This window comes from Mediterranea sp. ET5, from assembly GCF_023337025.1.
In the GTDB taxonomy this organism is placed as follows: Bacteria; Bacteroidota; Bacteroidia; order Bacteroidales; family Bacteroidaceae; genus Phocaeicola_A.
In genome coordinates, this window is record NZ_JAMBLN010000007.1 from 1 (window position 1) to 15,199 (window position 15,199).

General features: G+C 52.2%; 12 protein-coding genes, 2 tRNA genes and 1 pseudogene. 2 read left to right on the top strand and 13 right to left on the bottom strand.

The features are described from left to right. The 11 genes and pseudogenes from M3087_RS05725 to M3087_RS05775 form a co-directional block, all read right to left on the bottom strand. Positions 1-501, bottom strand: a 501-nt coding sequence (locus tag M3087_RS05725) for a substrate import-associated zinc metallohydrolase lipoprotein (protein WP_249094322.1), incomplete at its 3' end; no start/stop codon positions are given. 29 nt (positions 502-530) lie between these two features. Next, a complete protein-coding gene (locus tag M3087_RS05730; protein WP_249094324.1) occupies positions 531-2,093 on the bottom strand; it encodes a RagB/SusD family nutrient uptake outer membrane protein in 1,563 nt (520 codons plus the stop codon). 29 nt (positions 2,094-2,122) lie between these two features. Continuing rightward, a pseudogene (locus tag M3087_RS05735) lies at positions 2,123-5,451 on the bottom strand (SusC/RagA family TonB-linked outer membrane protein). Between the two features lie 446 nt (positions 5,452-5,897). Continuing rightward, on the bottom strand, positions 5,898-6,221 hold the full coding sequence (locus M3087_RS05740) for a YbjQ family protein (protein WP_022383306.1): 324 nt from the start codon (positions 6,219-6,221) through the stop codon (positions 5,898-5,900). Between the two features lie 46 nt (positions 6,222-6,267). Further along, on the bottom strand, positions 6,268-7,428 hold the full coding sequence (locus M3087_RS05745; protein ID WP_249094326.1) for a FecR family protein: 1,161 nt from the start codon (positions 7,426-7,428) through the stop codon (positions 6,268-6,270). Positions 7,429-7,502: 74 nt separating this feature from the next. Beyond that, complete coding sequence (locus tag M3087_RS05750; RefSeq protein ID WP_022383304.1) at positions 7,503-8,000, bottom strand: sigma-70 family RNA polymerase sigma factor; 498 nt, start codon at positions 7,998-8,000, stop codon at positions 7,503-7,505. A gap of 67 nt (positions 8,001-8,067) precedes the next feature. After that, entirely contained in the window at positions 8,068-8,703 is a 636-nt protein-coding gene (locus M3087_RS05755; RefSeq protein WP_022383303.1) for a hypothetical protein, read from the bottom strand. Between the two features lie 436 nt (positions 8,704-9,139). Then, positions 9,140-9,212, bottom strand: a tRNA-Gly gene (locus M3087_RS05760). 8 nt (positions 9,213-9,220) lie between these two features. Beyond that, positions 9,221-9,303 (bottom strand) — tRNA-Tyr (locus tag M3087_RS05765). Positions 9,304-9,354: 51 nt separating this feature from the next. Next, positions 9,355-9,849 carry a 6,7-dimethyl-8-ribityllumazine synthase gene (gene ribH, locus M3087_RS05770; protein ID WP_022383354.1) on the bottom strand — a complete coding sequence of 165 codons (495 nt, stop codon included), beginning with the start codon at positions 9,847-9,849 and terminating at the stop codon, positions 9,355-9,357. Between the two features lie 218 nt (positions 9,850-10,067). Further along, positions 10,068-10,742: a tetratricopeptide repeat protein gene (locus M3087_RS05775; protein WP_022383352.1), complete on the bottom strand. Its 675-nt coding sequence runs from the start codon at positions 10,740-10,742 to the stop codon at positions 10,068-10,070. A gap of 820 nt (positions 10,743-11,562) precedes the next feature. Here M3087_RS05775 and recF point away from each other — a divergent pair. Continuing rightward, a complete protein-coding gene (gene recF, locus M3087_RS05780) occupies positions 11,563-12,684 on the top strand; it encodes a DNA replication/repair protein RecF (protein ID WP_022383351.1) in 1,122 nt (373 codons plus the stop codon). Next, positions 12,681-12,971, top strand: coding sequence for a DUF721 domain-containing protein (locus M3087_RS05785; RefSeq protein ID WP_022383350.1), 291 nt, complete (start codon positions 12,681-12,683; stop codon positions 12,969-12,971). Before recF ends, M3087_RS05785 begins: the two co-directional genes overlap by 4 nt. A gap of 20 nt (positions 12,972-12,991) precedes the next feature. On the opposite strand, the gene M3087_RS05790 is transcribed toward M3087_RS05785, so the two are convergent. After that, the gene (locus M3087_RS05790) at positions 12,992-13,543 is read right to left on the bottom strand and encodes a 5-formyltetrahydrofolate cyclo-ligase (protein WP_262918898.1); all 552 of its coding nucleotides are present in this window, start codon (positions 13,541-13,543) and stop codon (positions 12,992-12,994) included. Continuing rightward, positions 13,540-15,189 carry a S41 family peptidase gene (locus tag M3087_RS05795; RefSeq protein WP_249094329.1) on the bottom strand — a complete coding sequence of 550 codons (1,650 nt, stop codon included), beginning with the start codon at positions 15,187-15,189 and terminating at the stop codon, positions 13,540-13,542. Before M3087_RS05795 ends, M3087_RS05790 begins: the two co-directional genes overlap by 4 nt. Positions 15,190-15,199: the final 10 nt, after the last annotated feature.

A 15,199-nucleotide genomic window follows, 5' to 3' on the forward strand; every position in this document is an offset into this window, starting at 1 on the left:
ATAATATTCATTGAGCATCGCAATATTGATACGACTCAAATCGATATCATTCACATTATAAAGCGTAATTTTTACGCCTCCTTCTGCCGTTCCAAGCACCATTGTACCTGCTTTATCATATGCCGGAGAACCTACCAGATGAATGGTACGGGGAATATAAGTACGTAGAAAATCGGAACCTGCTACTTCATTGTAAGCTTCCATCCAGACATGTTTCACAATCTTGGCAAGAGCTACCGACTTGTCAAAATCAGCAGGAGCTAGATTATATTTCTTATCGCTTTCATTATCTTCGAAACGATATTTGAACGATACATTGTAGGGTGCCAGGTAATTGACATCCAACCAACGGTCAAAATCATTCTTGGCAGCCTCAGCATTCGCCTGTGCCTCTTTGTTCTCGAAGATACTGTGGTCAAAGTCCACCTTATCCTCGTTGCAGCTGCTCAGTCCGAAGCCCAAAGCAACGGAAAACAGAAGTGCAGTATATATCTTTTTCATTGTTCCTATTGTTTTATGGGATTCAACATTCATTTAGCCCTCGGGTTGGGTTCCATACCGGATAAAATAATCGAACGGGGAATCTGTACGACCCGACGCAAATCACCCTTCGGCATCGAATCGGTCACTTCTACAAATACGCCATCTTCCACGTAACGACGATGAACAGTAATGCCATACCGACGGACGTCCTGCCAACGTACGCCCTCGCCCAACGTCAGAATACGGCGAATGTGCAATACGCAGTCGATGAAAGCCTCTTTGGTGGCGTCCAACTGGATAAAGTCAGGTGAAAGGTGTTTCTTCACGGTCGGTTTACCTGGTTCGTAGTACGGAATCTGGCTATAGAACGACACTATGTCATCAGGGGTTACATCAACCTTATTTGTCGTGAAATTCTTCTGCCAGACAGAAATGTCGGCAGCCGCCTCGTTATATTGCCCGAGCAAAGCGTAAGCCTCAGCACGCGTGATTAATGTTTCGTCAGTCGTAAATAGCGGAACAAGGGTGTAAGGCCAATAAGAATTACCATCGACGCTCATTTTACGATAAAGTGTCACACGACGGAATGAGCGCTTAGGACTACCACTACCCGGCTGGAACGGCTGTTGATAAAAACGAGTATAAGCCCCCCACGTCCCTACAGACTGACAATCTTCTATTGATGTAACATCGTTGTGAGAATAACGTTGACAGTAAGTATAACCAGCATCAACAATACCGCCCACATTCGAAGCTGCACTAACCAACAATAAATTTGCAGGTTCATTAGCATTCACATAAGCATCAGGCTGAACCTCTCTATTGGGGGAGAGTGTACCCAAAGCTTTCCAGTTCCGCAAAAGTGCAGAAGGTTCCGGACCTAACACCCGAGTCGCATACTCAATGGTTTTCTTCAGATTCGAGAGATCCGGTTGCATGTAGTACAAATAGAAACGGGCAGCAAAAGCATACGCCGCACGACGGTTAAAGTGATACTTAGGCACTTTATAGGCATCGTCACTAATCAAAGGAAGACCAGTCTCCAAATCAGCCTCAATCCGTCGGTAAACTTCCGCCAGTGTTCCACGCTCATACTTCGGATTAACCGTAGTTTCTGGTTCTGTAGGGTAAGGAATACCCAACTGCTTCTCAGCCGTTTCATGATTATACACTTCGCAGAAGATTGTCGCCAACGTGAAAGCGCTGTAGGCACGGCAGAGCAACGCCTCACCACGACTGGCATCCAGAGAAGCGGGATTCCCCTTCTCCTCAATAGCCTTCAAGGCATAGTTCGCTTGTGCAATAGCCTGATAGCAGGATTGCCACAATCCGTGAGGACTGTCCTGACGTTCTTCGGTAGGGTCCTGCAACAAATAAAGTTCCTGGTCTAGTCGATGCCAATAGGTAAACGAATGGCGGTTCTCGTCAATGTTGTCACTGAGGAACTCCCCAATCAGACAACTGGTCTGGTCGGGATAGGAGGTCACCAACAGGCTGGCTATGTTCTTTTCTGAATCGAGGCTGGTACGGTTATCAGGCATCTCATCGAGAAAATCATTGCATGCCGTACAGACAGCCAGGCATGAAGCCCAATATAGTATTTTATTCATAATCGTGAGTTTATAGATGAGTAGTCAGATTAAAGTCCCAGGCGTACGGTCAACGTAAACTGACGAGGTACGGGAGAAGCCACACCACCGGTGTTGAAGAACTCGGGATCTTGTCCGTTCAACTTCTTGTCTGCATAAAGCAACATCAGGTTGGTGGCTTGCAGCTTCAGCGAGAGGGTCTGCATCTTGAGGTAGGATATCCACTTCTTGGGGAAGTCATAACCCAAGGAAATCTCTTTCAGACGGATAAAGTCACCCTTTGCCACACGCTCTGTCGAATAGTTATAGGCATTGTAGGCATAATAGTACTTATATTGGTCGTTATATAACCGATACGGTAAAATGCCCGGAACATTGGTCGACTGCTCTTCGCCTGACAGTTCCCAACGGTTCTTGAACTCGCGCGGCATGGCATCCAGGTCCGAATAGATGGCACTGAATCTGGGGTCTAGACGCACGGCATTGCCGAAGGCATATGTCAGGAAGATATTCAGTTTGAATCCTTTGTAGGTGAATACGTTGCCCAAACTACCGGTAATGGTCGGATCGGTCGGTCCTTCATACTTCAGGAAGTCCAGATTGTCGCGTTGCTGAAAGCTGATATCGGTGCTGGTCACTTCGCCGTCTATATCAAACTGCGGGATACCGTTCTCATCCAGTCCGACAAACGGAATGGAGAAAAGGCTGCGCACGGGATAACCCGGACGGGTGAAGCCTGTACCGGAGATGAAGTCCATCATCTTGTTCTGCGACGGAAGGTCGGTCACCTTTGTTTTCGAATTCGAGAAAATCAGGTCGGAAGTCCATGAGAAGGAGCGGTTCCGGATGTTCACGGTCGAGAGGGTGAACTCCACACCGTGGCTGCGCATGGAGGCGACATTGGCATATTTATAGGCAAATCCACCGATACCGCTGGTATTGATCAGACCAATCAGGTCGTAGTTGTTACGGCGATACCAGTCGATGGCAAAGTTGATGCGGTTGTTGAGGAAGCCCATTTCGGCTCCGATGTTCAGCTCGTGCTTCTTCTCGTAGGTCAATTCGCTGTTTTCGGGTTCGTCCAGATAAAGACCCGTCTCCTGAATGCTGGCAAACGGACGATAAGGCGTCGTGCCGAGGAAAATGGCGTGGGAGTTCGTCACACTGGCAGGACCGCGGTCGGCTGTCAGGGAGTAAGAGGCTTTCAGCGTGAAGTGCGACAGCACCGGCTCGAACAGGTCCTTGAAGAACTTCTCTTCATGGGCATTCCAGGCTGCCGAGATATTCCAGGTCGGCAACCAGCGTGCCGAACGGCTGCTACCCATGCGGTTGGTACCTTCGTAACGGAACGTACCGTTGAGGGTATAGCGTCCGTCATAGGAGTAAGTGGCATTCATGAAGGCAGCCACCGCACGTCCCATGGTATGGTTCAGCGAATAGTACTTGTCGTCCGCCTCAATGCCCTTCTTGAAGAACTGGTACACATAGGAGGGCAGCTCACCCAGCGAGTACTGCATGCCCCAGCCGCGGAACATGGAGTTGGAGCGCTTCAGGCTGTTCACTTCCATACCGGCAAAGAGGTTGGTCAGGTGACGTTCATCGGCACCCCATGCCTTGTTCCAGTTGGCGGTGGCACGGAAGTCCCAACCTGCCATCTTGTAGTCGCGACGCTGGTAGATACCTCCGTCGGGAAGGATACTGATGGGCAGCGCATAGGGATCGTCGGGGTCTTTGTAGAGCAGGTCGTTGGCATCGCGGATGGTCGCGTCGTCCATGCCGGTGCGGTAGGCGATGGCCTGGTTGGCATCGTCGAGGATGTTGTGCTCCTGCGAGGTGGTCTGGTATTTGATGGCTGCCAGTGCCGACAGTTCCAGACCGCGGATGGGTTTGTACTTCAACTCACTCTGGAAACGCAGGTCGACGATGTTCAGCTCCATGTTGTTGTGGTCCAGCTCATGCAGGATGTTGAACGGAGCATAGTTGGCGGTGTAGAACGTATGGGGGTCCAAGGCTCGCGAGGAGTTGAGTGCATAGGAGTAGGGGTTCAGGTCAAAGTCACGTGTCACCTCTCCGCTGGCGGCATCGACCGTGGCACTCAGGGTGCCCGGAGCCTTCTGCTTACGGTAAGAGGCATTGGCAATCAAGCCCACGGAAAGTTTCTCGCTGATGTTATAGGTAGTGTTCAGGTTGGCGGTGTAACGTTTCACCTCGCTCTGTTTGTACCATCCCGGGTCTGTCAACGCACTCAGGGAGGCATAGAACGATGCCTTCTCCGTACCCGTGGAGATGCTCACGGAGTGGTTCTGTGAAACAGCGTTGGAGAACAGCAGGTCAAACCAGTCCGTGTTGCGCATCTCGGCGGCCTTCTTGTAGGCGTTGATGGCATCGGGCGTATTGGGCAGGGCATACTGTCCGGTAGCCGGATCATACGTATTCATGAGCTTGTACATGTAGCCATAGACACCGCTGTCAGAGGCGCGGTGGAGGTCGGCGGCATTGAGCCAGCCCTTCTTCTCCATTTCGTCATACACGCCCATCTGGTCCTGTGAATTCATGATGTTGAACTCGTTGTAGCTGGGCTTCATGCGCATGGTGAATTCACCGGTGTAGTTGATGCTGCTGTGTCCGGCACGTCCCTTCTTCGTGGTGACGACAATCACACCCGCCATGGCGCGTGCGCCGTAGATGGAGGTGGCGGAACCGTCTCCTTCAGGATCTGGAAGCTCTCGATGTCGTCGGCATTCAGTCCCGCAATGGCAGAGCTGATCAGCGTCTCGGCATCACCCGACGAAAGGTCGTCGGCACCCACATCGACTGCATCTTCAATGATGACACCGTCGACCACCCACAGAGGCTTGGAGCTGCCATAGATGGAGGTAGCACCCCGGACACGGATTTTCGGAGCCGTACCGAAGGTTCCCGACACATTCTGCACCGACACACCGGCAATGCGTCCTTCCAGCGAGCGGCTGATGTCCGCCATACCGTCGAGTTTCACCTTGTCGGCATCCACCTTTGCCGTGGCACCGGTAAACATACGCTTATCCATTTTCTGCATACCCGTCACCACCACCTCATCAATCAGCATGGCATCGGGATAGAGGGTAATCTTCATGGTTGCTTGCGCTTTCAGCACTTGGGTCTGCATGCCGATGTAGCTGATTTTCAGTTTCGCACTCTTGTCGACACGCAAGGTAAACTTACCTTCCACATTCGTTGTTACGCCCGTCTTCGTTCCCTCGACCACAACCGAGGCACCGATAATAGGCTGACCGTCTTCGCCGGATATCACCGTACCTGTCACCTGCAAGGTTTGGGCAATTGCCAGGTGAACACCGATCAATAAATACGCACAGAACAGTGCTAAGATTCGTTTCATAAAGTTCTTGTTGTTAAGGTTATCAGGTGTATACACATCCAACACACCTTCCGATTGAATAGATTTATCTGCACGGGAATGGAAAAAGTCATTCCCTTCCCCGCCACCTTGCGGCAACGGAGATGCACACACAGCATGGGTACACAAGGGGTCAGCCGACCCGGGTACCCGTCCCACAGGAGGACGAAGCAAAAAGATTTTGGGGTTCTGACAAGTGAAGGGTCACGCGCTCTGATGCGTCTTTTCTCTTCTCCTTATCCACACACACGGTTGAAACTCTTTCTCTCAAACTTGCGCACTTTTATTTACCTACGCAAACATTTCTTTAAGATTTCGTACTCATCAAAGGAAAAAAAAAAGCCGGTGGACGAACCTGCCGGGGAGAAGACTTCGCACACGAAGCCTGCATTTCCCCGACCGGTCCGTCCACCGGATACTCTGTTCGTTCAGTCTTCCAGACGGACAGCCGTGCCGCTGCAAGTCACCATCAGCATGCTGCCGGACTGTCCCACCGTCTCGTAATCGATGTCAATGCCAACGACGGCGTTGGCACCCAGACGCTGGGCTTCCTCCTCCATCTCCCGCAGGGCAGTCTGTTTGGCTTCGCGAAGCACTTCTTCATACGCTTTGGAACGTCCGCCAAGGAAATCGCGGACACTCGCCATGAAGTCGCGAAGGAAATTGGCACCGATAATTGTCTCTCCCGACACCACGCCATAGTAAGCCGTGATGTGTTTGCCCTCTACCGAAGGCGTTGTCGTCAATAACATATTCTTCTATCTAACTAAGTTAAGTTCAACATCCATCGCATCCCCCCTACTCCACGTACACGCGTCCGTCCGCCTTCTGAGTGATGGTGAACTTGTTCATGCGGTTGAGCAGCGTGAGGGCATGCTGCAAATCCTGCCGGCGGTCTGCCACAAAGTGCAGGCGGCTCTCCATGGCTTCGGCATTGCAGAAGACCACGGACACGTTGTACCAGCGTCCCAGCTCCTTCATGATGTCCAGCAGGGTGACATTGTCGTAATAGAAATAACCTTCCCGCCAGTGTATGTATTGTGACACATCGACCTTCTGCACGGCAAAGCCGCCGTCAGTCTGCAGGCTTGCCTGTTCGCCGGGCTTGATGCGTACCGTCCGTTGACGGTCGGCGTCACTCACCTCCACACTGCCTTCCACCAGCGTCACTTCCGTGTCAGAACCTTCATAACCGGAGACATTGAATTCCGTCCCCAGCACCCGGGTCTGCAAGGTCTGCGTACGCACGATGAAGGGGTGTCCGGCATCTTTTGCCACACGGAAGTAGGCTTCCCCGTCCAGGAATACACTCCGCTCCTTCCCCGTGAACCGACTGGGATACACCAGGCGGCTGTCGGCATTCAGATAGACTTCCGTCCCGTCGGACAAGATGAGCTTGAAGGTCTGACCACGAGGGACAGTCAGGCTGTGGCGTTCGGGCAGGTCCTTGGCATAGGCTGACAGGTTGGCGGGAGTGTGATAATCCAGCTCATGAGGTCCCTTGGCGACCCACACTGCCGGACGGTCTGCCCCGTCATCCGCCGAAGCCTGTACACCCGGCGCCTTCTCTGTCTGCAACACCGGACAGCGCAAGGCTGCCGAGTCGGAGGCAAACACCAGCAACGGTTCCTTGCCGGTCCCTGCCCCGTTTCCGCCGGGCAACATCCACAGGAACAGAAGCAGCACAGCCGCCGCCACTCCGACCAGGGACAGTCCCCAGCGTCTCAGTCGCAGACGCCGCTTGCGGGACTGCCCGGCATGGAAGGCAGCCAACAGTGCCTCCACATCCGGCTCTTCCTGCCCGATGCGTGAAGCAGCGGCGAGCAGTCTCAGGTGGAGACAGTCGTCGGTCAATCCTTTCTCTTTCACTTGCTGCCACAGCTCTCCGTCCCGCTCGGACATCCCCTCCAGGAGGTCCAACAGTTCTTCGTCTGTGACAGGTCTATCTTTCGTATCCATACAATAACAGTTGACAAGGTTTCAGGGAATATCCTATATATATAACGTATCAGCCCGGTCAATCGGGTACGGCTTTATTGTTTTTTTGCAATTTTTTCACGAAGTAAGTTCAGTGCCTTCGTCAGATTCTTCTTCACGGCACTGGTGCTCATGTTCATCTCTTCCGCCACCTCCCTGTATTTCTTTTTGTCAATGTAGCAGGCTTCCAGAATCTGACGGGTCGAAGGCTTGAGGTTTGACATCAGTTCCCGGATAATCACAATCCGATAGTCCATATCCATGAGTGCCGGTTCCGGCTCATAACCTTCGTCGCACGACTTGCAATACTCCACATACTGGTTGTGCACATCAAGGTGGCGCAGGTAATCCAGGCAACGGCTCCTCACGAACGAATACAGGAAGGAGCGCACCGTCGAACGGTCCATCAGCTGAAAGTTCATCCAGACATGTTCATACGCACTGTTGACAATGTCCCGGCACTCCTCCTTGGTACCGATCATCTGGAAAGCATAGATAAAAAGCCGGGTATAGTATAAGCGGAATATATCGTCGAATTCAGTTTTTTCTTCCATCACAAACAGCAAAAAAGGCGCAAGTCTCTCTTTCTTGCGTCAGGGTGTTTGACATCACAACGAGGCATTATGCCTCCACATTGTCGAGTGGCACGGTGCTTCCGCTGTCCTTGTAGGAAGCAAAACCTTTCACGCGCACCCGTTTCTCCTTCTCAGTCTCTGTCGGGGCAGCATTGAGCTGCTTGAAATTGTCCTTAATGACATCATGCGTGGCAAAGAACTGGTCGAGCACCGCTTTCAGGTATTCGTCGAGCGGAGCTTCTTTCGGCGTGAAGAGGATGTGGCACTTGGAGTGGAATCCCAGGTTCTTCTGTTCCTCGTCAGTCGTATAGACGGTTGTCACGATGGAATCTACATTGACCAGGTTGACAATTTCCTTCAGGTAGGGCAATGCCTTGTTGGTCAGTTCACTGGTGCCCCACCAGGGATTCCAGATGACGATGAAGCGGCTGTCTTCCTGCGTAGCGATGTAGAAGTCATCCCCCTGGTATTTAAAACAGATATGTTTTTCCTCATTCAGTTGCGGTTGGCAGCCAATGGCTTGGAGGACGGTTACCACAAGGTCCTGCGTACTGATGTCGTCCAAGTCTCTTTCAGCCAGCCGGTCGGCAATCTCCTTGTGCTTTCTTCTGAAATAGAAGAAGCACACGATCGGCCATACCGAAAGCGCGATTACTGCAATTAGAATTGTCAAGTCTGCCATATTCTTCCTAGTTTATAAGTAACATGAGCCAACTTTCGCAAGCGAAGGTTGACGGGTTCTCCTCTGTAGGGCAAATATAGCGAATAAATTATAAATGGATATAAAAGTGGTTTGGATTTTATCAAATTATCCGTTCCGTAGTAAGACGGAAGGGGATTCGAACAACGAGAAGATGTCAGGAGGGGAAATCATCGATACCGTCAGCACAGCCCTGATATTGTTTACGAATATAGTCCATGCTCAATTCTAATGAAGATTTTACTCAATTGTGATGAGAATTTTACTCAAATCTGTTTGCAAATTTACTCAAAGTCTGTAACCTTTTGCTTTCTTCTAAAATAGGATTGTCTGATGCCCTAACTGAGTCCCCTCAGAGAGACCACCGCCGCCATAACAGCAAAAAGAGGAACTCCAATATGGAATTCCTCTTCGTAAGAGCGGAAGACGGGACTCAAACCCGCGACCCTCAGCTTGGAAGGCTAATGCTCTATCGACTGAGCTACTTCCGCAAATTCAGTGGGCAAAGATGGATTCGAACCACCGAAGGCGTAAGCCAGCAGATTTACAGTCTGCCCCATTTGGCCACTCTGGTATTTGCCCGTTTTGCATCACTGAGAGGCTTTATCTCTCAATTGCGATGCAAAGGTACGACTATTTTTTTAATCTGCAAACAAAATCGACCATTTTTATTGCAGTAATTGCACATTCGTCGCCTTTATTGCCCAGTTTGCCGCCGGAACGGTCTTCTGCCTGCTCCATGTTGTTGGTGGTTATCAGGCCGTAAATCACAGGTACATCGCCGGTTGCGTTGAGTTGGGTAATGCCTTGCGTGGCTCCAGCACAAACGTAATCAAAGTGAGGGGTGTCACCGCGGACCACACAGCCCAGGGCAATAACGGCATCCACCTTGCCGCTCTTGATCATCTGTGCCGAACCGAACGTCAGCTCAAAACTGCCGGGAACAGTCATGACGCAGATGTTCTCGTCTTTCGCACCATGCTTCTTCAACGTCTTCAGCGCACCGTCCAGCAGCGCACCGGTGATGTTGTCATTCCATTCGGAAACGACAATGCCAAAACGCATGGCACCCGCATCGGGCACCGTGTCTACATTATACTCTGAAAGGTTGTGATACTTTGTTGCCATAGTCTCTATTTGGTTTTTGTTGGTTTATGAAGGTATTCAGCTGACAGACGGACGGGGCGTCCGCCAAACAAGGAAAACGGATGACACGGATAGACTGACGGTCCGTTCCCGTCCTTATCCGCATCATCCGTCGTTCAACAAGTTTTGTGTATGTAAAAGGTTATTTGCCGCGTCCGTGACGAAACGTGTTCCGGACTTCCCGGAGGACCTGCCCCGGATTATTTCGAAACGCGCTCGATGTACTTGTCGATATTCGCTCCGTTGTATGAGTTGAAATATTTCTCCTTGATGGTCTGGTAGAGCTTCAAGGCCTCGTCGTTCTTGCCCAGCTTCTCATACAGCTCACCTGCCTGAAGCAGGAAGATGGGACTCAGCGACTGGCTGTCGCTGCTGTTGGCAGCATCGACCAGGAGGGCGACGGCTTTCTCCAGGTCACCCTTGTTGGCATAGCAGTTGCCCAACGCACCCTTCACGGCAGGAGCCACCATCTGGTCGTCTCCACTGAACTTCTCCAGGTAAGGGATAGCCTCTTCGTATTTCCCGGTCTGAGCCAGGCAGAGACCTGCGTATGCGTTGGCGAGGTTTCCGGCAGCCGTTCCACTCTCCTCTTCAGCAATCTTTGCAAAGCCCTTGTAGCTCAGCGAATCGCCATTGAGTGCCAGCTCATACTGACTCATTGCGAAATATTCCTGTCCTTTCGCCAGCATGGTCGAAGCTTTCTGCTCTTTCGGCATGGCAACGAAGTGGTTGTAAAGCAACCAGCCACCTACGATGACTACCACTGCGACAACGATGCCGATGATTGTCTTCTTATTCTTAATAATGTATGCTTCCGAAGAGCTCAGTGCCTCTTCCACATCCATTGCATTGGGAGTGTGTTTTTGTTCTGCCATATTTATAGAAACTTTTAATATTTACTTATTTACCGTATTTTCGGAGGGCAAAAGTAGTTTATTTCCGTATATAAAGAAAATTTCAACGCATCTTTTTTAGGATTAGTAATCCGTTGAGGGGTGAACCGGGGGACGAACGGACGGTTTGACAAATCGTCAGCTTGTCACTTTGTCAAACGAATCGCTCCACAAAGGCCCTTTTCGCAGCCGGGACAGGAGTCGGTGGATTTTTTTGCCGTTTCAGGCGGTTTGCAAAATTCACCGTGCCACAACTACGGACGAAGCGCCTTCCATCCGTCCGCCGGTCAAACGTCGGATAAAAAGAATGGAAAGCGGGAACGCACATCTTCCGTGCAAAATCACACATCCGGAAAAGACGTCCGTCCGTTCAAACCAGAAGCAAACAAAGCACAACAAGTGTTATCGTAAGCAAACTACAACGTTCCGTAACGGAAACATTTGTACTCGACGGACGAAACAATATTGTTTCACCCGCCAAACAATATTGTTTCACGTGGCAAACACAAGTGTTTGACGGCTCAAACAATAGTGTTTGAAGGGTATAATTATTCATTTCGGGTCAGAAATGGAATCTTTATGCAAATTCTGTCGCATATCTATTCTTAAAAAAACCTGCTTTTCCGATTTTCGCAAAAGTGTGAGTTAGCCGGAAAAGGCATATTCCGCGATTCTGTCAAGCAATTAACTTAAATCCGTGTCTTTCTGACAAGAGGGGACGCCGCCGGACCGTCTCCGTTTTCCGCAAAGAAAGAGGGTTCCGGCTCTTTCCGAATCGACATTTAAGACGTAACTTTGCGGCATGATACTGAAACGAATTTCGATACTCAACTATAAGAACCTGGCGGAAGTGGAGCTGGACTTCTCGCCGAAAATCAACTGTTTCATCGGGCAGAACGGCATGGGAAAGACGAACCTGCTCGATGCGGTCTATTACCTGTCCTTCTGCAAGAGCGCCTCCAACCCGGTGGACTCGCAGAACATCCGGCACGACGAGGAGTTTTTCGTCATCCAGGGCTTCTATGAGCTGGAGGACGGGACACCGGAAGAAATCTACTGCGGACTGAAACGCCGGCAGAAGAAGCAGTTCAAACGCAACAAGAAGGAATACGGACGGCTGGCGGAGCACATCGGCTTCATCCCGCTCATCATGGTGTCACCGGCTGACGCGGAACTGATCGCAGGGGGCAGTGAGGAACGGCGCCGCTTCATGGATGTGGTCATCTCGCAGTATGACCGCGAATATCTGGAGGCGCTAATGCGCTACAACAAGGCGTTGCAACAGCGGAACACCCTGCTGAAGCAGGAGGAGGAACCTGACGGGGAACTGATGGCGGTGTGGGAAGAGATGATGGCGGAGACGGGCACGACGGTCTATCGCAAACGGGAGGAGTTCATCCGCGAATTCATCCCCATTTTCCAGTCGTTCTACTCCTACATCTCGCAGGACCGCGAACGGGTGGGACTGACCTACCGCTCGCATGCCCAACGGGGTGCCCTCATTGACGTCATCCGGGAGAGCCGACCGAAGGACCGCATCATGGGATATTCGCTCCACGGCATCCACAAGGATGAGCTGGAGATGGAGTTGGGCGACTTCCCCATCAAGCGCGAGGGGTCACAGGGACAGAACAAGACGTACCTCATCGCCCTGAAGCTGGCACAGTTCAACTTCCTGAAGCGGACGGGCAGCCGTACGCAACCCATCCTGCTGCTGGACGACATTTTCGACAAGCTGGATGCTTCGCGGGTGGAACAGATTGTGAAACTCGTGGCAGGCGACAGCTTCGGACAGATTTTCATCACAGACACCAACCGGGACCACCTGGACAAGATATTGCGGAAGACGGAACAGAACTACCGCCTGTTCACCGTCGACAAGGGTGCCGTGAGCGACCGCATCGAGGAGGGCGGCAAGGTATGAAACGCAACGATGCGGAACAAATCGGACTGCTCATCCGGCAGTTCATGCGCCGGGAAGGACTGGAGTCTCCACTCAACGAGTACCGGCTCATCCAGGCGTGGAAGGAGGTCCTGGGTCCGGGCATCTCTTCCTACACCGACGGCCTGCACATCAAGAACCAGACGCTCTACGTGCACATCACTTCGCCGGTCCTCCGCCAGGAGCTCTCGATGGGACGCGACCGGATACTGAAAAACCTGAACCACCACGTGGGGGCCCAGGTTATCACAAATATCGTTATCTACTGAAGTCATAAAACAGGAACGGGCTATTTCGCCCATCCCTTGTCCGTCAGCACGGCATCCAGCGGACGGTCAAACGGTTCGCAGGGAACACGGGGGACCAGTTGCAGGTCGAAGGCTATACCTATATTATAGGAGTTGAGCTTCGGCAGCAGACGGTCATAGTATCCCTTGCCCCGTCCGAGCCGGTTGCCTTCGGCATCAAACGCCACACCGGGGACAAGCGTCAGGTCAATCGACGCATAGTCAGTGAACGGCTCACCCGTCGGCTCACCGATGTGGTAACGTTCGCCCGGTTGCAGGTCCTGTGGTCCCGTGTATCGGCGAAGTTCCAGTTCGTCTCCCTTCACCACCGGAAGCAGGATGCACTTCTTCGTGCGCCAACGTTCCACAAAGTCATGAGTCCCGACTTCATCGGGCATGGAATAGTAGCACAGCACCGTGTGTGCTTCCCGAAAACGGGGCGAGTGCTCCAGCATGGCAAACAGCCGTTCGGAGGCTGCCGCGGCATCGGCGACAGCCATCGAACGTTTCAACTGCGCAATGTGCCTGCGCATGGCTTTCTTCTCTTCATTCATTCGGATTTCTCTTCAGTTTGCGGAGCTTTCGGGAACGATTCCCCCTTCTCCAACACTTCGACAGCCTTTGCCACCGTGGGGTCGCTCTCATTGATATATTGCACGTAGTCGCCAAAGTCGAGTGCATAGTTGACCACACTGCCGATGACCAGCTTCTCCAGCAACGGGTAGGACTTGCGTATCATCAGGTTGCGGCGCTTGATGCCCCGTGTCTCGGCGAAGCGTGCGAACTTGTCCACGAGGTTCTGACGTTTCAGGTAGGCCACGAGCGAAGCCTGGTCCTTGAACTCTTCCAGCTTCTGACGGTTCTTGTCGGTGTATTGGAAACCGAACTCGATGTACACGCCACGGTTCACGCACGTCATGTAGTAAGAGGTGTATCCTGTGGTGTCTTGCGGCACAAAGATGTCGGGCATGATGCCTCCGCCACCATAGACCGTGCGTCCCAGGAAAGTGTGGTAGACCTCCTCGGTGTTCTGCTTGATGCTGTCCTCCGAGAAGAACTCCCCGTGATTGAAACGGTTGACGATGTCGTATTCATACTCCGCCCCTTCGCCACGCACATAGGGTTTCTGGATGCAACGTCCCGAGGGAGTGTAATAGCGTGCCACGGTCAGCCGCATCGACGAACCGTCGCGGAAGTCAATCGGTTGCTGCACCAGTCCCTTGCCGAAGGTACGGCGTCCGATAATCAGTCCGCGGTCATTGTCCTGGATGGCTCCGGAGAAAATCTCACTTGCGGAAGCCGAAATCTCATCGGTCAGCAGGACGATGGGCGTCTTCTGATTGGTGCCCCGTCCGTCGGAACGGAACTCCTCACGCGGCGACTTGCGTCCCTCGGTATAGACAATGAGGCTGTTGCGCGGAAGGAACTCGTTGATGATGTTGACCGCCGAGCCCAGGTAACCTCCGGTGTTACCACGCAGGTCGATGACCAGTCCTTCGCTGCCCTGCTGCTGGAGGGTAGCAATGCCAATCATCACCTCAGCATAGGTCGTCTCGGCAAACTTGTTGATTTTGATGTAGCCTATCTTGTCGGTCAGCATGTAGTAGGTATCCACACTCTTCACGGGGATATCGCCACGCACCACGGTGAAGTCGAGCGTCTCTTTCACACCGGGACGGTAAATGCCCAGCTTCACCACGCTGCCCTTTTCGCCCTTCAGCTTCTTCATGGCATTCTCGTTGGTCACCACCTTACCCACGAACGCCGAGTCGTCGACGGCAATGATGCGGTCGCCCGGCATCAGTCCCACCTTCTCGGAGGGTCCGCCCTGAATGACGCTGTTGATGCAGATGGTATCCTTTTGGATGGTGAACGACACGCCGATGCCGCTGAAGTGTCCCTTCAGGTCGGCATTGCTCGCCTCCACATCCTTGGCGGAGATATACATGGAGTGCGGGTCCAGCTCTGCCAGAATTTGCGGCATGGCTTTCTCCACGAGGTCTCCCATGCTCACCGAGTCGACATACTTGTCGTCGATGATGCGCAGCAGGTCGTTCAGCTTATTGGATGACGTATTGATGATGCTCAACCGGTTTCCCGAGAAATGGTTGGCATAGAAGGTTCCTATCAGGATGCCGACGACAATGCTGACGGCAATGATGACAGGGATGAAACGAGAGGTCTTGTTGTTGTCACTCATACATTCTATA